General features: G+C 68.2%; 23 protein-coding genes. 10 read left to right on the top strand and 13 right to left on the bottom strand.

What is annotated here, in order from left to right; translation table 11 throughout:
• Nucleotides 1-16: 16 nt before the first annotated feature.
• Genes P7B02_RS08740 through P7B02_RS08730 form a run of 3 tightly spaced genes read right to left on the bottom strand, consistent with a single transcriptional unit; the run spans nt 17 to nt 2,549 of the window.
• Nucleotides 17-1,744, bottom strand: a complete 1,728-nt coding sequence (locus P7B02_RS08740) for a sensor histidine kinase (protein WP_277785932.1) — start codon at nt 1,742-1,744, stop codon at nt 17-19.
• Nucleotides 1,741-2,346, bottom strand: coding sequence for a sigma-70 family RNA polymerase sigma factor (locus P7B02_RS08735; RefSeq protein WP_277786015.1), 606 nt, complete (start codon nt 2,344-2,346; stop codon nt 1,741-1,743). The genes P7B02_RS08740 and P7B02_RS08735 overlap by 4 nt, the downstream gene beginning before the upstream one ends.
• 11 nt (nt 2,347-2,357) lie before the next feature.
• A complete protein-coding gene (locus P7B02_RS08730) occupies nt 2,358-2,549 on the bottom strand; it encodes a NepR family anti-sigma factor (protein ID WP_277785931.1) in 192 nt (63 codons plus the stop codon).
• A gap of 236 nt (nt 2,550-2,785) precedes the next feature.
• Here P7B02_RS08730 and P7B02_RS08725 point away from each other — a divergent pair, with 236 nt between their 5' ends.
• Nucleotides 2,786-3,586, top strand: coding sequence for a response regulator (locus P7B02_RS08725; protein WP_277785930.1), 801 nt, complete (start codon nt 2,786-2,788; stop codon nt 3,584-3,586).
• 73 nt (nt 3,587-3,659) lie between these two features.
• A complete protein-coding gene (locus P7B02_RS08720) occupies nt 3,660-3,833 on the top strand; it encodes a DUF1328 domain-containing protein (protein WP_277785929.1) in 174 nt (57 codons plus the stop codon).
• An 89-nt stretch (nt 3,834-3,922) separates the two neighbouring features.
• On the opposite strand, the gene P7B02_RS08715 is transcribed toward P7B02_RS08720, so the two are convergent.
• The 4 genes from P7B02_RS08715 to P7B02_RS08700 all read right to left on the bottom strand — a co-directional run bounded on the left by P7B02_RS08715 (nt 3,923) and on the right by P7B02_RS08700 (nt 5,608).
• Nucleotides 3,923-4,156: a hypothetical protein gene (locus P7B02_RS08715; RefSeq protein WP_277785928.1), complete on the bottom strand. Its 234-nt coding sequence runs from the start codon at nt 4,154-4,156 to the stop codon at nt 3,923-3,925.
• 9 nt (nt 4,157-4,165) lie between these two features.
• Nucleotides 4,166-4,384 carry a hypothetical protein gene (locus P7B02_RS08710; protein WP_277785927.1) on the bottom strand — a complete coding sequence of 73 codons (219 nt, stop codon included), beginning with the start codon at nt 4,382-4,384 and terminating at the stop codon, nt 4,166-4,168.
• A 313-nt stretch (nt 4,385-4,697) separates the two neighbouring features.
• Nucleotides 4,698-5,153 (bottom strand): OmpA family protein, encoded by a 456-nt coding sequence (locus P7B02_RS08705; RefSeq protein WP_277785926.1) that lies wholly within the window; start codon nt 5,151-5,153, stop codon nt 4,698-4,700.
• A gap of 113 nt (nt 5,154-5,266) precedes the next feature.
• A complete protein-coding gene (locus P7B02_RS08700) occupies nt 5,267-5,608 on the bottom strand; it encodes a YMGG-like glycine zipper-containing protein (RefSeq protein WP_277785925.1) in 342 nt (113 codons plus the stop codon).
• A 140-nt stretch (nt 5,609-5,748) separates the two neighbouring features.
• On the opposite strand from P7B02_RS08700, the gene P7B02_RS08695 reads away from it, so the two are divergent.
• The 3 genes from P7B02_RS08695 to P7B02_RS08685 are packed head-to-tail and all read left to right on the top strand — an operon-like array spanning nt 5,749 to nt 7,731.
• On the top strand, nt 5,749-6,045 hold the full coding sequence (locus tag P7B02_RS08695) for a hypothetical protein (protein WP_277785924.1): 297 nt from the start codon (nt 5,749-5,751) through the stop codon (nt 6,043-6,045).
• 19 nt (nt 6,046-6,064) lie between these two features.
• Nucleotides 6,065-6,943 carry a diacylglycerol/lipid kinase family protein gene (locus P7B02_RS08690; protein WP_277785923.1) on the top strand — a complete coding sequence of 293 codons (879 nt, stop codon included), beginning with the start codon at nt 6,065-6,067 and terminating at the stop codon, nt 6,941-6,943.
• Nucleotides 6,940-7,731 carry a metallophosphoesterase family protein gene (locus P7B02_RS08685; RefSeq protein ID WP_347276643.1) on the top strand — a complete coding sequence of 264 codons (792 nt, stop codon included), beginning with the start codon at nt 6,940-6,942 and terminating at the stop codon, nt 7,729-7,731. Before P7B02_RS08690 ends, P7B02_RS08685 begins: the two co-directional genes overlap by 4 nt.
• A gap of 78 nt (nt 7,732-7,809) precedes the next feature.
• On the opposite strand, the gene P7B02_RS08680 is transcribed toward P7B02_RS08685, so the two are convergent.
• The 4 genes from P7B02_RS08680 to P7B02_RS08665 form a co-directional block, all read right to left on the bottom strand.
• Complete coding sequence (locus P7B02_RS08680; protein ID WP_269715209.1) at nt 7,810-7,986, bottom strand: DUF1328 domain-containing protein; 177 nt, start codon at nt 7,984-7,986, stop codon at nt 7,810-7,812.
• A 68-nt stretch (nt 7,987-8,054) separates the two neighbouring features.
• The gene (locus P7B02_RS08675; protein WP_277785922.1) at nt 8,055-8,693 is read right to left on the bottom strand and encodes a superoxide dismutase; all 639 of its coding nucleotides are present in this window, start codon (nt 8,691-8,693) and stop codon (nt 8,055-8,057) included.
• A gap of 88 nt (nt 8,694-8,781) precedes the next feature.
• A complete protein-coding gene (locus P7B02_RS08670) occupies nt 8,782-9,189 on the bottom strand; it encodes a hypothetical protein (protein WP_277785921.1) in 408 nt (135 codons plus the stop codon).
• On the bottom strand, nt 9,186-9,527 hold the full coding sequence (locus tag P7B02_RS08665; RefSeq protein WP_277785920.1) for a hypothetical protein: 342 nt from the start codon (nt 9,525-9,527) through the stop codon (nt 9,186-9,188). The genes P7B02_RS08670 and P7B02_RS08665 overlap by 4 nt, the downstream gene beginning before the upstream one ends.
• Nucleotides 9,528-9,688: 161 nt before the next feature.
• Between P7B02_RS08665 and P7B02_RS08660 the strand changes: the two genes are divergently transcribed.
• Both P7B02_RS08660 and P7B02_RS08655 read left to right on the top strand, forming a co-directional pair.
• Nucleotides 9,689-11,629: an HWE histidine kinase domain-containing protein gene (locus tag P7B02_RS08660; RefSeq protein WP_277785919.1), complete on the top strand. Its 1,941-nt coding sequence runs from the start codon at nt 9,689-9,691 to the stop codon at nt 11,627-11,629.
• A gap of 118 nt (nt 11,630-11,747) precedes the next feature.
• Nucleotides 11,748-12,335: a DUF4142 domain-containing protein gene (locus tag P7B02_RS08655; RefSeq protein ID WP_277785918.1), complete on the top strand. Its 588-nt coding sequence runs from the start codon at nt 11,748-11,750 to the stop codon at nt 12,333-12,335.
• A 54-nt stretch (nt 12,336-12,389) separates the two neighbouring features.
• On the opposite strand, the gene P7B02_RS08650 is transcribed toward P7B02_RS08655, so the two are convergent.
• Both P7B02_RS08650 and P7B02_RS08645 read right to left on the bottom strand, forming a co-directional pair.
• A complete protein-coding gene (locus tag P7B02_RS08650; protein WP_277785917.1) occupies nt 12,390-15,977 on the bottom strand; it encodes an ABC transporter permease/M1 family aminopeptidase in 3,588 nt (1,195 codons plus the stop codon).
• 8 nt (nt 15,978-15,985) lie between these two features.
• On the bottom strand, nt 15,986-16,861 hold the full coding sequence (locus P7B02_RS08645; RefSeq protein ID WP_277785916.1) for an ABC transporter ATP-binding protein: 876 nt from the start codon (nt 16,859-16,861) through the stop codon (nt 15,986-15,988).
• A 168-nt stretch (nt 16,862-17,029) separates the two neighbouring features.
• Between P7B02_RS08645 and P7B02_RS08640 the strand changes: the two genes are divergently transcribed.
• From P7B02_RS08640 to P7B02_RS08630, 3 genes are read left to right on the top strand one after another with little or no spacing between them, the layout of a single operon-like run.
• Nucleotides 17,030-17,710: a fumarylacetoacetate hydrolase family protein gene (locus P7B02_RS08640; RefSeq protein WP_277785915.1), complete on the top strand. Its 681-nt coding sequence runs from the start codon at nt 17,030-17,032 to the stop codon at nt 17,708-17,710.
• 5 nt (nt 17,711-17,715) lie between these two features.
• Nucleotides 17,716-18,354, top strand: a complete 639-nt coding sequence (maiA, locus tag P7B02_RS08635; protein WP_277785914.1) for a maleylacetoacetate isomerase — start codon at nt 17,716-17,718, stop codon at nt 18,352-18,354.
• Nucleotides 18,354-18,980, top strand: coding sequence for a carbonic anhydrase (locus P7B02_RS08630; RefSeq protein WP_277785913.1), 627 nt, complete (start codon nt 18,354-18,356; stop codon nt 18,978-18,980). The genes maiA and P7B02_RS08630 overlap by 1 nt, the downstream gene beginning before the upstream one ends.
• Nucleotides 18,981-19,054: the final 74 nt, after the last annotated feature.

Raw genomic sequence — 19,054 nt, 5'->3', positions numbered from 1 at the left:
GAGAAACGCCAGCGGCTCAGCTTTGTTCCGCCTTGGCCGGTTCGGCGACCGGCGAATGAGAAGCCTTGGCCTCGGGGGCGGGGAACACCAGGCTGATCCGCAGCCCGCCGGCGGGCACAGGGTCGAAGCTGACCTTGCCGCGCAGCTGACGGGCGAAGGCGTTCATCAGGGTCATTCCCATGCCGCTGGGCGGAGCGCCCGGCGCGCCCAGGCCGCCGCCGTCGTCGACAATGTCCAGCTGACCCTCCCCGTCGCGCACGCGGAACTCCACCCGCAACAGGCCGGGACGCTCGGCGAACACCTGCTTTTGGGCGTTGGCCACCGCCTCCACCGCGAACAGGGCCAGCGGCGCCAGCCGGTCCGGGTCGATCATCAGCGGATCGGCGTGCACCTCCGTGCGCACCGCACCATGCGGACCCACGTCGCCCGACAGCAGTTGGGCGGTCAGCTCCTCCAGGAACGGCCGCAGATCCACCTGCTTCAGGTCCGGCCCCTGGTAGAGGGCGCGATAGACCAGGGCCAGGGCGGAGATGCGCTGGCGCGTGTCCATGATCGCCTGACGCGAGGCCGGGTCGGTCAGGGCCCGCTGCTGCAGGCTGAGCAGGCTGGAGATGACCTGCAGGTTGTTCTTCACCCGGTGGTGGATCTCGCGCATCAGCGCGTCCTTCTGGTGAAGGCTGTCATGCAGCGACGCGTCGCGGGTGACGATGGCCCCGGCCATGTGGTCCAGGGTCTCGGCCAGCTCACGAATCTCCGGCGGGGCCTTGTCGGCGCGGACCGGCCGCACGGTGAAGCGGCCCCGGGCATAGATCGCCGCCACCCGCTCCAGATAGAAGATCCAGCGCACGATGCTGCGTTCGGCCGCCAGCAGCACCGCCGCCAGGGCCGCCACGAAGGCGAAGACCGGCAGCAGCAGGCGCGAGATCGGATTGAGCCGCGCCCAGGAGAACAGGCCCGGCGACGGCGCCGACAGCACCACATAGACCTCGTTCGCCACCAGGGGCGCGGCTGAAAGCGTGCGCAGGCGGCCGGCCGCATCCCGCGCGGTCCACAGAATCTTGTCCGAGGACGCGGCAGCCAAGTTCGGCGGCGCATCGGGGAACGCGCTCTGATCGGTCATGGCGAAGTACTGGCCTTCGCGGTCGATCATGGCGATCTCGGCGCCGCCTGGCAGGGCGCGCGACTGGGTCTCGGGCTGCAGGCTGGACAGGGCGATCACCGCCACCAGGGCGCCGTCAAAGGCTCCGTCGCGCTCGGCGCGCACGGCCGCCAGCAGCGCCGGTTCGGCGGAATAGGCCACGCCCGGCTGGGCCTCCACCGTCATGGGCGCGCCGTCGCGGATGCGGGCGAACCAGGACCGGGTGGCGCGTTGAGCGTCGGGCGGCACGGTGTCCGAGGCGCAGGCGACCCGCCCGATCCGGTCGAACCGGATCAGGTTGGCGTAGCCTGGAAGCCGCCGTTTGACGTCATTGAGCCGCTGCGCGCAGTTCAGGCCTGTCGAGCCGGGACCGAGGGTCTCCAGCAGGACGCCCGCCGCCTCGATCCGGGCCTGGACCGTGGCGGCGCTGCGTTGCGCGCCGAGCGCCAGGCTTTCGCGCTGGGCTTCGGCGTCACGATAGAAGGCGGTGACGGTCTGCGCGCCGCTGAGGATGAGCACAGGCAGGAGCGCGACGGCCACGGCCGCGGCCAGACGGACGCGGATGGTGGTCGAGGGGCCCCAGCCCAGCCTTTCGGCCAGCCTCACCGAACCGAGCTCAACCGCTCCGCATCGGCCAGGATCGCCTTCATCGCGTCGCCTGCCGCGCCGCCGTCGCGATCATAGGAGCCGTCCTCGAGAATCGACTGGAGGGCGCGTCGCGCCCGGCTGACCCGGCTCTTCACCGTACCCACCGCGCAACCGCAGATCTCCGCCGCCTCTTCATAGGCGAAGCCGCCAGCCCCCACCAGAATCAGCGCTTCGCGCTGTTCGGCGGGCAGCATGTTCAGGCTCATGCGCAGTTCGTCCAGGGCCACCGGCGCTTCCGGATCGTCCACCGCCACCAGGGTCCGTTCGGCGGCCTCCTGGTCGAGCTGGCTCTGGCGCCACGAGCGGCGCTTCTCGGAATAGAACTGATTGCGCAGGATCATGAAGGTCCAGGCCTTCATGTTCGTGCCCAGCTGGAAGCTCTCGCGCGCGTCCCAGGCCTTCATCATGGCGTCCTGCGCCAGATCGTCGGCCGAGGTCGGGTCACCCGCCAGAGTCCGCGCGAAGGCGCGCAGATGCGGGATGAGCTGAACCAGCTCGCGCTTGAAAATGGTGTCGCGCTCGGCCCCCGTGGGGCCCGTCGCGGTCGCCGCCGCGTCCATATGGTCTTCCATCAGCGGTCTCCCGCTTTGGAGTCGGCCTTGCGCAGAATGTCCAGGAACTCGTCGGGAACGGGCTCGTTCACGACTTCGTCAAACATGGCGCGAAGTTTCACGCCGATGGCCTGCTGACGCAGGCGCGCTTCGTCCAGGGCCGGCGAGGACGGCCCCTTGCGACGTTCATCCATGGCTCTTTGTTCGATCATGACTCCAACGCCGGAACCGGCGATCGCCCCCTGATTAAGCCCAAAAACAAGGACGCATGCTGCGCCGTGAGCCGAAAACGCCTTTGGAACCGCGCGGTTCCATTGCTTTCGACCCTATCATGACGAAAGGTGAAGCTTGTTGGAACCGTAGCTTTGGAAACACGTTTCGGTCTTTGTCGGGACGCTGTGCGAACCTCGACGCTTGTTTCCAAGACCTTTGAGAGTCGGGAGGGGTCATGAGTCTTCTTGCTCGGCTTGCGCCGCATCTGCCCTATGTTCGTCGTTATGCTCGTGCGCTCACGGGCGACCAGACCACGGGCGACCATTATGTGCGGGTGGCGCTCGAAGCGCTGGCCGCCGGCGAGCGCTCGCTGGAATCGTCCCTGTCTCCGCGGGTGGCGCTCTATCACGTGTTTCACGCCATCTGGCTCAGCTCGGGCGCCCAGCTCGAAGCCACCGGCCAGGATGACATTTCGACCGGCGAGGATCCCTCCCGCCGCCTGATGCGCATCGCCCCACGTTCGCGCCAGGCGTTTCTGCTGACGGCCCTCGAAGGCTTCACCCCCACCGAAGCCGCCCAGATCCTGGGCACGGACTTCGACGAGGTTGAGGCCCTGATCTCCGAGGCCCAGAGCGAAATCGACGCCGAACTGGCCACCGACGTCCTCATCATCGAGGACGAGCCGGTGATCGCCGCCGACATCGAGGCCCTGGTCCGCGAGCTGGGTCATGAAGTCACCGACATCGCCGCCACCCGCAGCGAAGCGGTGGACGCCGTGGCCCGCAAGACCCCGGGTCTGGTCCTGGCCGACATCCAGTTGGCCGACGGTTCGTCCGGCATTGACGCGGTGAAGGACATCCTGGCCCGTCTCGACGTGCCGGTGATCTTCATCACGGCCTTCCCGGAACGTCTGCTCACCGGCGAGCGTCCGGAGCCGACCTTCCTGATCACCAAGCCGTTCCAGCCGGAAACGGTGAAGGCGGCGATCGGCCAGGCCCTGTTCTTCCACCCGCGCCGCGCCCGCAAGGCGGCGTAAGGAACCCGCTCCAGCGAGCCGGCGTTGGCTTCCAGAACGGCCGCAACCGCGGCCCGGCAAGGGAGAAAACGTCGTGCTCGGCTGGACTTTGGTTTTCGCGATCCTGGCCGTCGTGGCCGGTTATCTGGGCTTCATGGGACTGGCTGGCCTCGCCGCCTCCATCGCCAAGATTCTCTTCGTCATCTTCCTGGTGCTGCTGGTCGCGGGCTTCGTGGTCCGCGCGATCCGGGGGCAGTCTGTCATCTGACTCCCCGCGATCTCAGGCCGCGATCTTCAGGCAAAGAAAAACGGCCGCTCTTTCGAGCGGCCGTTTCCTTTTGCGGTGATGCGCCGGCGCTAGTTCTGCTTGGGCGCCATGGAGTCCGCCGGGGCGGTCCCGGTTTCAGCCGCCGCCGGACGGTTCTGCTCCTGCAGCGCGGCGTATTCGTTGCTGCGCATGCCCCAGCTGCCGAACAGGGCAAGAGCGGCCAAGGCCGTGGAAATCACCAGGACCCACAGGATGTGGCGACCCCAGCGGCCCTGGCGGGCGCGGGTGGCGTTCAGGCGGGGAGCGGTGTTGGAAGCAGGCATGGGAACTCCTTACTGCGGGAGATATGAAAGCGGCGCTTCGGTCTGGGCGACCTGCACCGGTGCGGCCTTTTCAGCCGGGGAATGCATGAACTGACTGGCGATCCCGCCAGACACGGCGATCACGACGCCGCCGGCGGCCATGGCCAGCATGAGGCGGCCGGACCGCCGACGCTCCGGTGCGTCGTAGAAAACAAGACCGCCCAGCGCTGCGCGATAGGTGCGGATCATGGCGATGCTCCTGGGGTGCGGACCTTCCGCACCATCGCCGAGTCAACGCGGGCGAGGCTTGAGCTGTTCCGGCCGGCCGCCTGAATCTTGGCCGTATCGTGACGGCTCGCCGACCGCTGAAATTATTTTCGCACGCGCCGGGAACGCTTGCCCCGGCCAATGCTTTCTATGTCTGCGGAGGCGGCGACGCCCCCCCGACTTGAGGCTGGCGACAGCCAGCCTGCCGTCTCCGCACCCCTTTTCTCGATGATGCAGACTTCAAAAAAGGCGGCCCGCGAAGGCCGCCTTCTTTTTCGTCGCAAGAAGTCCGCCGTTAGTGCGGGCCGCCCAGGTCCACCGCCACGTCGGCGCGTCGGCGCAGGGGACGGGCCTGACCATCGGCGGTGACCGCCCCGGCGTCGCCCACCGCCGCGGTGGAGAACTCCACGCTCGGGAAGCCGGCGCGGGCCAGGGCCTGCTCCACCGCCTTGGCCCGGCTCTGCGACAGCTGCAGGTTCGCGTTCGGCGCGCCCACGGCGTCCGCCAGGCCGGTCACGGTGACCTTGTCGATCTTGCAGCCGGCCGCCATGGACGAAGCGTCGCGCAGCACGGCCCGCGCCTCACGCGTGACGCTGGCCGAGTCCCGGTCGAAATAGATCGAGACAGTGAAGTCCTGGCAGGACGCCGACGCCTTGACGATGTCCGACCGCTTCATGGGCAGCGACGAACAACCCGCCAGCGCGGCGGCGGCCACGCCGAGACAGATGACCTTGGTCTGGATATTGCGCATTCTGAACCCCTCAACCGGCCCCTCGAGGCCCCTGATCCGATCGTCCCCAGACGCGAAGCGGCGGCCGACGTTGTCACGCCGGCCGCCGCCAAGCTGATCCCGCTTGCGAGAGATCAATAGCGCGGCGCGCCGTTCTCCCAGTAATAGCGGCTGTCGCGGCTGTCGTAATAGTAGTATCGGCCGGCGCGCTCATCATAGTACTGGCGACGGTTCACCTGCGCGCCGCAGCCGCCGTCCTCGCGGCAGCCCTTCACGGCGCCCGCCGTGCCGCCCAAGGCCGCGCCGATGGCCGCGCCGGTGGCGGCGCTTCCGCCGCCCACATTATTGCCGATGACGGCGCCGGCCAGGGCGCCCAGAGCCGCGCCGCCGGCGGCGTTGCGCTCCACATTGCCCGTCGAGGTGCAGGCGGCGGCGAGCATGCCGGCCCCCGCGAGGGCGATCCAGGTCCTGTACATCCGAGCTCTCCGTTCGAGTTTGATGCTGATCCACGAACGTGCCCCAACGGCTCAGGTTCCGGCAGGGCAGGAACGGACCCGGCGGCGCGGCGTTTCGACCACAGTTCCAAGGCCAAGATTGAGCCGGGAGGAGGAGAATCATGCGTTTCTGGAACCGGAAACCCGCCGCCGAAGAGCCCAGCCGGCTCGACGCGTTCGCCAGCGACGCCGCCGTGGTGCGCGAGGCCTATGAGCGCGGCCGCAAGGATGAACGTGGCCGCCGCCGAGACTCGCCTCTGCTGGTCTGCCTGGTGGTGCTGCTCGCCCTGGCCGGCGGGGTCAGCCTGACCACCGCCGCCACCCACGGCTCCTTCGCCGAGGGTGGAGCCGCCATCGACCGCGCCCTGGGCCGCAGCCCTTCCGCGCTCGGGGAATATGCATCGCCCGTCGGCGGCTGAAACACGACTTTGGGGCGTCATGAGCACTGATCCGAACCCGCCGCCGATCCGTCACGTCGAGGTGGTGGTCAATCCCCTGTCCGGTTCCGCCGGGCCCAACGCCAAGGCCGACGCCGAGGCGATCCTCGCCAGGCACGAGGTGAAGTGGCGCGTATGCACGCCGGAGGACGGCGTCGTCCCCTGCCTGCAACGCGCTATCGACGCCGGCCCGGATCTGTTGGTGGTGGTGGCCGGCGACGGCACCGCCCGCTGCGCCGCCGAGATGGCGGGTTCCGACGGTCCGCTGGTCGCTCCCCTGCCTGGCGGCACCATGAACATGCTGCCCAAGCAGCTCTACGGCGACCGCGACTGGAAGACCGCCCTGGACGAAATCCTCACCCGCGGCGTCGTCGCCCCGGTCAGCGGGGGCGAGGTGGACGGCCGCATGTTCTTCGTGGCCGCGATCCTGGGCGCCCCCGCGCATTGGGCGGAGGCCCGCGAGGCCGTCCGCGAGGGTCGGCTGTGGTTGGCCGTCCAGCGCGCGCGCCGAGCTGTCCGCCGCGCCTTCACCGGCCGCCTGCGCTACGCCCTCGACGGCGGCAAGACCCGCAAGACCGAGGCCCTGACCCTCATGTGCCCCCTGGTCTCCACCATCATGGACAACGACGCCCGCGTCCTGGAGGCGACGGCCGTGGACCCCGCCGGCGCCCGCGACATCTTCCGCCTCGGCTTCCACGCCGCCGTAGGCGACTGGCGCGCGGCCCCGTCTGTCCATGTGGACAAGGCGCGCTACGGCGCGGTGTGGGCCGGCGGCCGCATCCCCGCCATCCTTGACGGAGAACCCCAGCGTCTGGGCCGCACGGCGCAGATCAAGTTCCGCCCCGACGCGTTCCGCGCCCTGGTCCCGGAGGCGCCGTGACGATCCGCCTGATCCATCTGTCCGACATCCATTTCGGCGGCGAGCATCCCGAGGCCGTGGCCGCCGCGGCCGCGCGTATAGCCCGGGAGCCCGCCGATCTGATCGTCATCAGCGGCGACGTCACCCGCTTCGCCGAGCGACACGAATTCGTCGCCGCCCGCCGCTGGATCGACGGTCTGGACGGCGACAAGTTCATCGTGCCGGGCAATCACGACACGCCCTACTTCGATCTGGCCCAGCGGATCCTGCATCCCTGGCGGCGCTACAACGACTGCTTCGAGACGACCCGGCCGCCGTCGGTCTCCCGCCCCGGCCTCTTCGTCACCGGCTTCAACAGCGCGCGCGGCGTGCAGGTCCGCCTGGATTGGTCCAAGGGCGCGGTGTCGCGGGGGCAGCGCCATCGCGTGGTCGACCGGCTGCAGGCGGCTGACCCCGGCTCCCTGCGCGTGGTGGTCTGCCACCACCCGCTGGCGGAAATCATCGGCGGCCCGATCACCGCACGGGTGCGCGGCGGCTCCCGAACCGCCGCCGCCCTGACCGAGGCGCGGACGGACATCGTCCTGACCGGCCACATCCACGTGCCCTTCGCCATGGCCTATCCCTGCGGCGACCAGAAGACCTATGCGGTAGGCGCCGGCACCCTGTCGGTGCGCGAACGCGGCGTGCCGCCCAGCTTCAACCTGATCGAGGCGGACGAGGCGACCATCACCGTCACCGCCCTGGCCTGGACGGGGTCCGACTTCACCCCCCACCGCACCTGGGCCCTGGACCGCCGAGCCCAAGCCTGAGCTTCCAGAACCCGACCAAAGAAAAACCCCGGAGCGGCGGACCGCTCCGGGGTCTTGTCGTTCTCAGGTGAACCGCCTCTAGAGCGATCCGCGTCCGCCCCTGAACAGGTGCATGACCAGCGACACCAGGAACAGGACGATGAAGACGTAGAACAGGATCTTGGCGACGCCCATGGCGGCGCCGGCGATCCCGGCGAAACCCAGCAGACCGGCGATCAGCGCCACCACCAGGAAGATCAGAGCCCAACGGAGCATGCGGTTTTCCTTCTAAGCTATGGCCTGAAGGGAAAACGCCCGCATCGCTCCGCTGTTCCTGTCCCGCCTTACTGCGGCGCCGGGTAGGCCCAGACGGCGCCGGCGCCCTTGGCGGCCGACAGCTGCGAGGCGGCCAGCGACCAGTTGGCCACGGTGTCGAACCAGGCTTCCAGGAAGCCCTTCCGGTTGTTCTGGTGGTCCAGATAGTAGGCGTGCTCCCACAGGTCGCAGACCAGCAGCGGGGTCAGGTCCGGCTGGTCCAGCAGGTTCTCGCCGTCGTGGGTCGAGGTGATCACCAGCGAGCCGTCCTTCTTGGCGGCCAGCCAGACCCAACCCGAACCGAAGTGGCCGACGCCCTCGGCCACGAACTTCTCCTTGCAGGCCGCGATGTCGCCGAACGCGGCGTCGATGGCGGCCTTCAGCTCGCCTTCAGGCGCGGCGTAGGACGGGATCATGGCGTCCCAGAAGAACGCATGGTTCCAGGACTGGGCGGCGTTGTTGAACAGCTTCTTCTTCGACTTGTCGCCGGCCGCGAAGAGGGTGACCTCCTCCATCGTCTTGCCCTCGAGACCCAGCTCGGCGACCAGGGTGTTGGTCACATCCACATAAGCCTTGTGGTGCTTGTCGTGGTGGAAGGTGAAGGTCTTGGCCGAGACCGTCGGCTCAAGGGCGTCATAGGCGTAAGGCAGATCGGGAAGGATGAACATGGGGGAAGTCTCCTGAGGGAACGCACACAGGCCCTCAACGCGCAGCCCGCTTAGGCGGCGCCCTGAAGGCCGAGCTTGATATAGGCGCTTAGTCGCGGTCTGGCGCGCGCGTTTCCATGAAAGCCTTCGCCAGGGCGGCGAAAAGCACCGGGTTGCGCATGAAGAACACACCCGCGCCGAGCGCCGCGGCGGTCGACAGGATGGGCTTGTCCTTGGCCAGATCGATGATCCGCTCGATGAAGCTGGCGTCCGGCGCCGGCGCATGATGATGGTGGTGGTGCTTGCCCCCATCCTCGGCCCGGTCAGCCAGGACCAGCCCAGCGATCAAGGCCAGAACAGCGAAGATCGCCGCCACGATGGCCGCGGCGCCGGGCACGCCCACGAACGGCGCCAGGACGGCATAGACAGCGAAGCCTGCCGATACGACGGACACGAGAACGGCGGCGCCGATGAGCGCCGCCGAAGCCGTGGTTCTCAGAACCTTGCGGATGATCACTTGTTGCTGCGGTTCGCCAGGAGGAGACCGAGCAGCACGCCCACGCCGAGACCGGCGAGCGTGGCCGTGACCGGGCGTTCCTTAACGCGCTCGACCACGTAGCGCTGACCTTCGTCCCAGTACTGCCCGGCGTTGTCCACATAGGTGCGGCTCTGGGCGCGGAAAGCTTCGGCGCCTTCCTTCAGGGCCTTCTCGGCCTTGTGGGCGGCGTCGGTGAGACCGGCCTTGGCGGTGCTGGCCGTGTCCTTGAAGCTGCGCTTGGTCTCGGCGATGGCGTCGCGAGCCGTGGACTTGGCGTCCTTGGCGTCGGACAGGGCGGGATTGAGCGCGTCGGACATGGCGGTCTCCGGCTTGAGGCCCCGGGGAGGGGGCTGGAAATGAGCGATGGGGGCTCAACGCGAAGCTTCCGGGGTTGTTCCGAAAGCATAACGGCGAGCCTTATCGCTCCTTGTCGTTTTCATCTTCGCCTATAACAGCGATGCGGTCTATGGTCGCAGGCATGGACGATCATGGTGAACCCGCCACCGGGGCGGATGAGGCGGACCGCCTGCGCGCCCTGTATGACATGGGCATACTGGACAGCGAGCCCGATCCTCGGTTCGACCGCATCGTGCGCACCGCCGCCGCGGTGTTCCGCTGTCCCCGCGCCGCCATCGTCCTGATCGACGCCGACCGCCTTTGGTTCAAGGCCCAGGTCGGCCTTCCCATCAACGAGCATCCTCGCGCCGGCACCCTGGGCGAGCGCATGCTGCGCCGACGCGAACAGGTGGTCTGCGGCGACCTTCACGCCGATCCGGTCTTCGGCCCCCTCGTGAAGGAGCTGCCGGCCGTCGACGCCCGCTTCTATGCCTGCGCGCCGCTGTTCACCCGCAAGGGCGAGATGATCGGCCTGCTGGCCCTGGGCGACCCGGAGCCCCACCCCCCCGCCACCCCCGAGATGGAGGCGGCGCTCGCCGATCTGGCCGATCTGGCCATGGAGGAGTTCAACCGCGATGTGGAGACCGCCGCCACGGCGGCCCGCCATCGTCTGGACGAACAGCGCGTCCACCTCGCCCTGCAGGCCGCCCGCATGGGCGAATACGAGTGGGACCTGGCCAAGGATCAGGTGATCCTCAGCGACCGCACCGCCGCGTTGCTCGACTATCCTTCAGGCCTGATGGCCGCCGAACAGGGCGAACGCCTGCGCGGCATGGTCCATCCGGACGATCAGGACCTTGTCACCCGGGCCATCCAGCACGCGATCGACGAGACCGGCGTCTATGAGGTCGAGTATCGGCATGTGCGCGAACCGGGCAGCCGCCCATCCTGGCGCTACACCGCCGGCGTCGTCCTGTATGGAACAGGCCACGTCGCCGAACGGGTGATCGGCGTCACCCAGGACATCGACGACCGCAAACGCGAGGAGGAACGTCTCCAGGCCCTGCTCGCCGAACTCGACCACCGGGTGAAGAACGTCCTGGCGGCGGTGCAGTCCCTGGCGGTGCAGTCGGCCCGGCGCAGCGGCTCCCTCGACAGCTTCCTCAAGACCTTCCAGGGCCGTCTCAAGTCCATGGCCTCGGCCCACGACCTGCTGACCGCCACCCGCTGGCGCGGGGCCATGCTCAGCGACATCGTCGGCGCCGAGCTGGGCGGCCTCGCCCCGCTCCAGACCCGTTGGGACGGACCCGAGTTGTTCCTCACCCCGCGCGCCGCCAGCGCCCTGTCCCTGGCCCTGCACGAACTGGCGATCAACGCCGTGAAGTACGGCGCCCTGTCGGTGGAGATGGGCCGCGTGGACGTGGCCTGGCGGATTTCATCCTCGGGCGGCTTCATTCTCGACTGGATCGAAAGCGGCGGCCCCCGCGTCAGCGCCCCGGCCAGCGAACGCGGCTTCGGCGCCACCCTGCTGTCCGACGTGGCCGGCCGTGAACTGGGCGGCCAGGTTGAGATCGACTACCGCCCCTCCGGCGTCGCCGCGCGGATCGAGGCCTCGGCCCACGCCATCGGCGAGCGCCGCAGCTCCGACGAAGCCTTCGAGGCCGAACACGTGGCCGATCAGATCGCGGCGGAGTTTTCGCCCTCTGGTCCGACCTCGAGCAACCGTACGGACGTAAAGGGCCTGCGCCTGCTGATCGTTGAGGATTCCGTCCTGCTGGCCATGGAGCTGGAGGCCGGACTCACCGAGCTCGGCGCCAAGGTGGCCGGCGTCGCCGCGACCTTGGACGAGGCCATGGGCATGACCAGCCTGCCGCTCGACGCCGCTGTCCTTGACGCCAATCTGGACGGCCTGTCCGTGGCCCCGGCGGCCGAGGCCCTGCGCGCCCGCGGCGTGCCCTTCGTTTTCGCCACCGGTTATGCCGACCGCGCCGCGCCCATGGGCTTCGACGCCCCGATCATCCGCAAGCCTTATAACGTCGGCCAGATCGCCGCCGCCCTCGCCCAGGTCGCCAAGCCGGCCTGATCGGAGAACCCAGTTTCTTAGCGGGTTCCCGGAACCGATCACGTCCTCGTGAGGTTTTGACGCCATCGACCGACGCCGCTCCGGCGCTGGTTCGGCTCAGAACAACGGAGGGAATTCCATGAAACGCCAGCTGCTTATCGTCGGCGCCGCCATCGCCGCCCTGACCGTCGCCGCCTGCGGCGACAAGGCCGAGAAGACCAGCGCCGAACAGCAGGCCGCGACCCCGGACGCCAACCCGGCCGCCACCGTCCCGTCCATGGCCAACGAAACCGCCGCTCCGGACTTCGTCATGAAGGCGTCGGCCACCGACATGTTCGAGATCGAGGCCGGCAAGCTGGCCGTCGAGCGTTCGACCAATCCCGAGGTAAAGAAGTACGCCCAGATGATGGTGGACATGCATACCGCCATGTCTGCTGACCTGAAGTCGGCCATCGCCGCGTCGGGCCAGACCGCCCTGGCGCCGGCCGCCGCTCTGCCGGCCGACCTGCAGGACAAGCTCGACGACCTGCGCGCCGCCGACGCCAAGGACTTCGACAAGAAGTACGCCGACGACATGGTCGACGTTCACCAGACCGCCCTGAACACGGTCCAGCGCTACGCCGAGGACGGCGACGTTCCGGCCCTGAAGGCCTTCGCCGCCGCTGGCGCGCCGAAGATCCAGGAGCACCTGAACCAGGCCGAAGGTCTGAAGAACGGCATGAAGTAAGACTCTCCGCATCACGGAAAGTCGAACGCCCCTCCGGCGACGGAGGGGCGTTTTCTATTGCGGGCGCATCAGGTTGTCGTCCGAGTTGCGGTCGATCAGCTTGTTGTAGGGATCGACGCCGGCGAAGCGCGGCTGGCGCTCGGTGACGAAGCGGAACACCTGGGTTCCCGACCGCACCGGACGCCGCTCGAAGGCCAGGACGTCACCCGAGCGGAAGCCGGCCTTGCCCGGCTCGGCGGCGAACACGCCCAGATCCATCACCTCGTTCAGCGGGGCCTCGCGCTCCACGCCCTTGCCGTCGGCGTAGAGCTTGCGGCCCACCACGGTCAGCTCCACGTCGAACTTGCCGTCCGGGCGGCGGCGCACCGCCATCTTCGGCGCCTTCACGTCGTACAGGGTGATCCGTTCGAACAGGTCGGTGATCAGGGCCTGCTTGTCGGCCGGCGCCTGGCTGCGCAAGGCCGTCACCAGGTCCGAGGCGATGGGGAAGGGCGCGCCCTGGAAGGCGTAGCGCTGCAGCAGGATGCGAAGCGCGCGGTTCACCGCCTCCTCGCCCAGCTCGTCGCGCAGCCGGTACATGACCAGCGCGCCCTTCTGGTAGTGGATGTAGGGCTGGTTCTCGACGCGGACCAGCGGCAGCTCCTCGATCACCTCGCCGCCCCGGGCGCGCAGATAGCGGTCCAGTTCGAACTTCAGGAACTTGCGGATCTGCTCGCGGCCGTAGAGCTTCTCCATGACCATCAGGGCCGAATACTGCGCCAGGGTCTCCGACAGGGCGGTGGCCCCCTGCTGGTCGGCGCTGATCACCTGGTGCGCCCACCATTGGTGGCCCAGCTCATGCGCCCCGACATAGGTGACGAAGTCGATCTTGTCGGGGTCGCGGGAGTCCGAGATGAAGCCGATGTTCTCCGACCACGGAATGGTCCCCGCAAAGGCCTGGGCAAAGTCGCCATAGGCCGGGAACTCCAGCACCCGCGCCTGGCGGAACTGGTACGGCCCGAAGTTGGTCTGGAAATAGTCCAGCCCCACCCGCATCGCCTTCAGCATCCGCTCGGTGTTCCAGTCATGCTCCGGATGATGGAAGACCGTCAGGGTCACCCCGTCATGGACCTCCGACATCTCGCTGTAGCGGGCCGACTGGATCGAGAAGAACGGCAGGATCGGCGCCTCGGTGACGAAACGCGCCGTGCGCCGCCCGCCCAGGGTGCGGTCGCTGGTCTTGTAACCCGGCGCGATCGGCGTCTGGTCCGCCTCGGTGGTCACCGTGATGTCGGCATGGACCCAGTCGGCGTCGCGGCGCAGATAGGTGAACTGGCGGCTGGGCAGGTCACCCAGCCGCGCCATGCGCAGCTCCGGCGCCAGACCGTACTTGCGGCGCTTGGCCCGGTCCTTCAGCACCAGGTTGCGGTCGACGCCGAGGCCCGGCGCGATCTCCTGGTCATTGACGAACGTGCCGTTGTCCACCACCCGCGTGGTGTCGTCGCGATTGCGGAAGCCCTTCTGGGACAGCTCGGTGATGAAGGACAGGGTCCGCCGATCACCCGGCAGCATGGGCGTGTCGAAGGCGAAGATGCGGTAGTTGAACCGATCCAGGGTGCGCTCCGGCCGCGCCCCCTCGATGGACAGGCCCTTCACCTGCAGGTCGCGATTGAAGCGGACGTGGATCTCGCGCAGCGGCTGGGCGGTGCGGTTCTCGATCACATAGACCCCGCGCGTGTCGATGCGCGGTGCATGGGGATGGATGTCCACCTCCAGTTTCACCGAGGCGATCTTCGGCTGCGGGATGTTCTCCAGCGGCGTCAGGGTCTTTTCGTAGTCCGCCATCCAGCGCTCGTCGTCGATGCGCGTGCGGTATTCGTTCCAGACGTTGGTGTTGACGTAGATCCAGCACCCGACGCCGGCGAACACCGCCAGGGCCGCGGTCAGCAGCACGCCGGCCGGTCCGGCCAGGCGGCGCGGGGCGCGGGCCAGGCGCGGCGTCAGGCGCGTCTCGGTCCCACGCCGCCACAGCACATGCGCCAGCACCAGCAGCACCAGGGCGAAGGCCGACCAATAGAGCCGGAACCACCAGGCCCCGATCCAGAACTTGCCCTGCCCGTTCATGTCCGACAGCGGCACGGTGGGCGAGACGCCGTACTGATAGAGATTGTGCTCGAAGCCGAGCGAACCCAGGGTCAGCTGCGCCACCAGCATCAGGACCATCAGGCCCCAGCCCACGAACTTGTGCGGCGACATGGCTTGCAGGAACACCGCCAGGGCGGCGATCAGGATCAGGTCCACGCTGCGCGGCAGCATGTACCACAGCAGGTATTCACCCGGCGCGAAGTCGGTGTAGCCCTTGAGCGCCTGGACGGCGACCGCTGTCGCCACACTGATCACCAGGCTGCACAGCAGAACCAGCGACACGCCCAGGGTCTTGGGGAACACGAACGCCCAGTCAGGCAGGGGGGTGGCGTCGATGATCTCGTGCGTGCGGCGGTCGCGCTCGCGCCAAACCAGCTCGCCGGCGTAGAAGATCCCCACGATCATCGGAATGAAGATGAAGGAGCCGTCCAGCGCCTGGATCATCAGGCGCGTCACCGGCCAGATGTCGCTGCCGTATCGGGTCTGGGTGGCGAACCACAGGCTGCCGATGGCGTTTACAACGCCCATGGCCATCAGGACCAGGAAGGCCGGATGGCGGAAGATCTGGCCCATCTCCAGGGCGGTCCGCGCCCGAAGCTGGCTCCAGGCCGAGGCCAGACCGAAGCTCGGCGCCGGGCGCGCGGCGTCGATCAGCGTCGGGGCCGGTGTGTCGGCCTCCGCCTTGCGCAGGCGGCGCGCTTTGCGGGCCTTGGCCGAGCGTGGCGAGGGATCGAAGCGAAACAGGGCGTAGGTCCCCGCCAGGAAGCCCGCCGCCAGGGACAGGGCCACAGCGCGGTTGAACAGAAGGGCGCCGGCCAGGGGCGGAACCAGAGTGTTGCGCTCGGCGGCCGTCCAATACTTGGTCGCCAGGCTGTAGGCCGCCCCGCCCAGGGGCTCCCACAGGGCGGCGGCCCGCTCGTACTGCGGCTGATCCAGCACGATGCTGGCCACCAGCCAAAGCACCAGGAAGACCACCACTCCCATATAGGTCGCCATCATCGACCGGGTGATCGTGGCCAGGCCGAAGAACATCGCCCCGGTCAACAGCAGGTTGGGGACCGCCAGGACGAAATAGGCGAACAGGTAGTGGCCGATCACCAGCGGCCCCATGGTCTCCGGGTCCACCCATGGCGCCAGCGACCCGGCCAGGATCGCCAGAGGCACGGCGATGAACGACAGCAGCGCCGCCGACATGGCCCCGGTGAAACGCCCGAACAGATAGTCGAAGCGCCTGACCCGGGTGGAGCGGATGATCGGCCCGAACCCGGTCTCGTCGTCGCGCAGCACCACATTGGCCACGAAGGCCGCCGTGACGAACATGTAGAAGATCGACCAGACGAGATGGATCTGGGCGATGGCGAAGGCCGCGTTCTTATGGATGTTGCCGCCGGACCCGATGTTGACCTGGTCGATGGCCACCGCCCCGAAGGTCAGCAGGAAGAACAGCCCAGCCGCCACCCAGAAGACGGGCTGGCGGGTCTGGAACCGGAATTCAAAGGCGGCGATCTTGCCGAACATCGGGGGCCTCAGGCCGCGCGTGTGGTGGCCAGGGTGGAGAAGTAGACATCCTCCAGTCCCTCCGGCGCGGGGGTGAAGCCGTCACCCGGATCATTGTCCGACAGCACATGGACCATGGTCCGCCCGGCGAACAGGCGGGTGGAGATCACCTGCATCCTGTCCTTCAGCGCCGGCAGGTCGGCCTTGTCGATGGTCTTCATCCAGACGCGGCCCTTCAGGGCGGCGATCATGTCAGCCGGCGCGCCGCGCCCGACGATGCGGCCCTCGCAGATGATGGCCATGGCCGGGCAGAGGTCGGAGACGTCCTCGACGATGTGAGTGGACAGGATCACCACCACGCTCTCGCCGATCTCGGCCAGCAGGTTGAGGAAGCGGTTGCGCTCTTCCGGGTCGAGGCCGGCGGTGGGCTCGTCCACGATGATAAGGCCGGGATTGCCGATCAGGGCCTGGGCGATGCCGAAGCGCTGGCGCATGCCGCCGGAAAATCCGGCCAAAGCCTTCTTGCGCACGCCCCACAGGTTCACCTGAGCCAGCAGGCCCTCCACCGTCTCCTTGCGGTCGGCGGCGTTGGCGATCCCCTTGAGCACCGCCATGTGGTCCAGCATGTCGTAGGCGCTGACCCGCGGATAGACGCCGAAATCCTGGGGCAGATAGCCCAGGGTGCGCCGCAGGGCCTGCGGGTCCTTGAGAACGTCGATGTCGCCGAACCGGATATGGCCGCTGGTCGGGGTCTGCAGGGTGGCGATCGACCGCATCAGGGTCGACTTGCCCGCGCCGTTCGGCCCAAGCAGCCCGAACATCCCTCGCGGAACCATAAGGTTGACCTCGTCCAGGGCGCGGACGCCGTTGTCGTAGACGTGGGTCAGATTCTCGATGATCAGCATGTCGGCGTTTGTCGCTGCGAGCTGTCGGGCGGCTCCATTGCTCCTTGGCCTTCCACGGCCACGGTAGCAAGTGAAAGAAGAGTCACGCCCGCGCGTCTGCCAGCAATCACGGCAACGTGCCGTCCGATTGGTTGAGCCGCGGGCTGCGGCGCGCTAACCCTGCGCGCCATGACAAGCCACGCCGTCGCACTGCCGCCCGCGCCGACCGTTCCGGTCCTGGACAGCGATGCGGTGTTCCCGGTCCGGCGCATCCTCTGCGTCGGCCGAAACTACGATGCGCACCGGCGTGAGATGGGCGGCGACGACCGCGATCCGCCGTTCTTCTTCTCCAAGCCGGCCGACGCCGTGGTCCCGCCGGGCCAGGACGTCCCCTACCCCCCGGCCACCGAGAGTCTGCACTACGAGATGGAGCTGGTGATCGCCATCGGCGCCGAGGGCTTCCAGGTCGCGCCGGACAAGGCGCTCGATCTGGTCTTCGGCTACGCCGCCGGCGTCGACCTGACCCGCCGCGACCTGCAGAACGCCGCCAAGGCCAAGGGCCACCCGTGGGAGGCCGGCAAGGCCTTCGATCACAGCGCCCCGATCTCGGCCATCCGCCGCGCCGAAGGCCCCGCCCCGACCGGCCGCATACACCTGTCGGTGAACGGCGAGATCAAGCAGGACGCCGCCGTGGCGGACATGATCTGGAACGTGGCCGAGGTCATCGCCAAGGCGTCCGAGCTGTGGCGCCTCCTGCCCGGCGACCTGATCTTCACCGGCACGCCCGAGAATGTCGGTCCTGTGCGCAAGGGCGACCGCATCGACGGCGCCGTCGAGGGCGTCGGCGCCCTGACTTTCAACCTGGTCTGAACCTGATGAACCTGATCCTGCACAACTACTGGCGCTCCAGCGCCAGCTTCCGCGTCCGCATCGCCCTGAACCTCAAGGGGCTGGAGTTCGAGCAGCGGGGCGTCAACCTCGTGGCCGGCGACCAGAAGTCCGACGCCTTCAAGGCCCTCAACCCGCAGGGCTTCGTCCCCGCCCTGGAGGTCGACGGCAAGGTCATCACACAGAGCCTGGCCATCATGGAGTGGCTGGAGGACACCTATCCCGAGCCGCCGCTGATGCCCGATGACGACGACGGCCGCGCCTTGGTCCGCTCCATGGCCATGGTGGTGGCCTGCGACATCCACCCGCTGAACAACCTGCGGGTCCTCAACAGCCTGCGCCAGGATCTGGGCGCCGACGATGATCAGGTGAAGGCCTGGGTCGCCCGCTGGATCGCTCCGGGCTTCGAGGTGCTCGACGGCATGATCGCCCGCCACGGCCAGGGCTGGTGCTACGGCGACACGCCCGGCCTGGCCGACTGCTACCTGATCCCGCAGGTCTACAACGCCAACCGCTTCGGCGTGGACCTCGCCCCCTATCCACACATCCGTGAAGTGGTGGCCGAGGCCGCCGAGAACGCCGCCTTCGCCGCCGCCCATCCCGACATGCAACCGGACGCCGCCTGATGCCTCGGCTCGATGATCTGAAACTCAACAACCTAAACTGGTCGAAGAAGAAGACCGAGGTCGATCCAGACTTCTTCAAGCGCCTGGAAGGCCAGCAGAGCCCGGAATATCTATGGATCGGCTGCTCCGACAGCCGCGTCCCGGCCAACGAGATCGTCGGCCTCAACCCCGGCGAGCTGTTCGTCCACCGCAACGTGGCCAACCTCGCCCCGCCCCAGGACGCCAACTATCTCAGCGTCCTGCAATTCGCGGTCGACGTGCTGAAGGTGAAGCACATCATGGTCGTCGGCCATTATGGCTGCGGCGGCGTGGCGGCGGCCATCGACGGCCAGCGCCGGGGCCTTGTGGATCATTGGCTGCACCCCATCCGCGAGGTCCACGCCGAACACCGCTGCGAGCTGGACGCCATCGACGGCGACCGCGCCAAGCTCGACCGCCTGTGCGAGCTGAACGTCGTCCGCCAGGTGCGCAACGTGGCCTCCGACGTCTTCGTGCAGGACGCCTGGGCCCGCGGCCAGACGCTGTCGGTCCACGGCTGGGTCTATTCCCTGGCCAACGGCCTGGTCACCGACCTCGACGTCACCATCAACAGCCTCGAGGGCTACCAGGAAGTCCTGGACCGATAGCTCCATCTATCCCCTCTCCCTTGATGGGAGAGGGGCAGGGGTGAGGGTGACGCGGCCGTTCCGCCGCGCGACGT

The sequence above is a fragment of the Caulobacter segnis genome (assembly GCF_029543125.1).
GTDB classification, from domain to species: domain Bacteria; phylum Pseudomonadota; class Alphaproteobacteria; order Caulobacterales; family Caulobacteraceae; genus Caulobacter; species Caulobacter segnis_D.
This window is presented reverse-complemented; position numbering and strand designations above follow the sequence as displayed.

Excerpts from the sequence above, each read along its gene's own strand:
- P7B02_RS08730 (WP_277785931.1), bottom strand. The coding sequence starts at position 2,549 with ATGATCGAACAAAGAGCCATGGATGAACGTCGCAAGGGGCCGTCCTCG.
- P7B02_RS08680 (WP_269715209.1), bottom strand. The coding sequence starts at position 7,986 with ATGCTCCGTTGGGCTCTGATCTTCCTGGTGGTGGCGCTGATCGCCGGT.
- P7B02_RS08640 (WP_277785915.1), top strand. The coding sequence starts at position 17,030 with ATGACAAGCCACGCCGTCGCACTGCCGCCCGCGCCGACCGTTCCGGTC.
- P7B02_RS08715 (WP_277785928.1), bottom strand. The coding sequence starts at position 4,156 with ATGCCTGCTTCCAACACCGCTCCCCGCCTGAACGCCACCCGCGCCCGC.
- P7B02_RS08695 (WP_277785924.1), top strand. The coding sequence starts at position 5,749 with ATGCGTTTCTGGAACCGGAAACCCGCCGCCGAAGAGCCCAGCCGGCTC.
- P7B02_RS08710 (WP_277785927.1), bottom strand. The coding sequence starts at position 4,384 with ATGATCCGCACCTATCGCGCAGCGCTGGGCGGTCTTGTTTTCTACGAC.
- P7B02_RS08735 (WP_277786015.1), bottom strand. The coding sequence starts at position 2,346 with ATGGACGCGGCGGCGACCGCGACGGGCCCCACGGGGGCCGAGCGCGAC.
- P7B02_RS08675 (WP_277785922.1), bottom strand. The coding sequence starts at position 8,693 with ATGTTCATCCTTCCCGATCTGCCTTACGCCTATGACGCCCTTGAGCCG.
- P7B02_RS08650 (WP_277785917.1), bottom strand. The coding sequence starts at position 15,977 with ATGTTCGGCAAGATCGCCGCCTTTGAATTCCGGTTCCAGACCCGCCAG.
- maiA (WP_277785914.1), top strand. The coding sequence starts at position 17,716 with ATGAACCTGATCCTGCACAACTACTGGCGCTCCAGCGCCAGCTTCCGC.
- P7B02_RS08725 (WP_277785930.1), top strand. The coding sequence starts at position 2,786 with ATGAGTCTTCTTGCTCGGCTTGCGCCGCATCTGCCCTATGTTCGTCGT.
- P7B02_RS08645 (WP_277785916.1), bottom strand. The coding sequence starts at position 16,861 with ATGCTGATCATCGAGAATCTGACCCACGTCTACGACAACGGCGTCCGC.
- P7B02_RS08665 (WP_277785920.1), bottom strand. The coding sequence starts at position 9,527 with ATGTCCGACGCGCTCAATCCCGCCCTGTCCGACGCCAAGGACGCCAAG.
- P7B02_RS08630 (WP_277785913.1), top strand. The coding sequence starts at position 18,354 with ATGCCTCGGCTCGATGATCTGAAACTCAACAACCTAAACTGGTCGAAG.
- P7B02_RS08700 (WP_277785925.1), bottom strand. The coding sequence starts at position 5,608 with ATGTACAGGACCTGGATCGCCCTCGCGGGGGCCGGCATGCTCGCCGCC.
- P7B02_RS08660 (WP_277785919.1), top strand. The coding sequence starts at position 9,689 with ATGGACGATCATGGTGAACCCGCCACCGGGGCGGATGAGGCGGACCGC.
- P7B02_RS08705 (WP_277785926.1), bottom strand. The coding sequence starts at position 5,153 with ATGCGCAATATCCAGACCAAGGTCATCTGTCTCGGCGTGGCCGCCGCC.
- P7B02_RS08655 (WP_277785918.1), top strand. The coding sequence starts at position 11,748 with ATGAAACGCCAGCTGCTTATCGTCGGCGCCGCCATCGCCGCCCTGACC.
- P7B02_RS08690 (WP_277785923.1), top strand. The coding sequence starts at position 6,065 with ATGAGCACTGATCCGAACCCGCCGCCGATCCGTCACGTCGAGGTGGTG.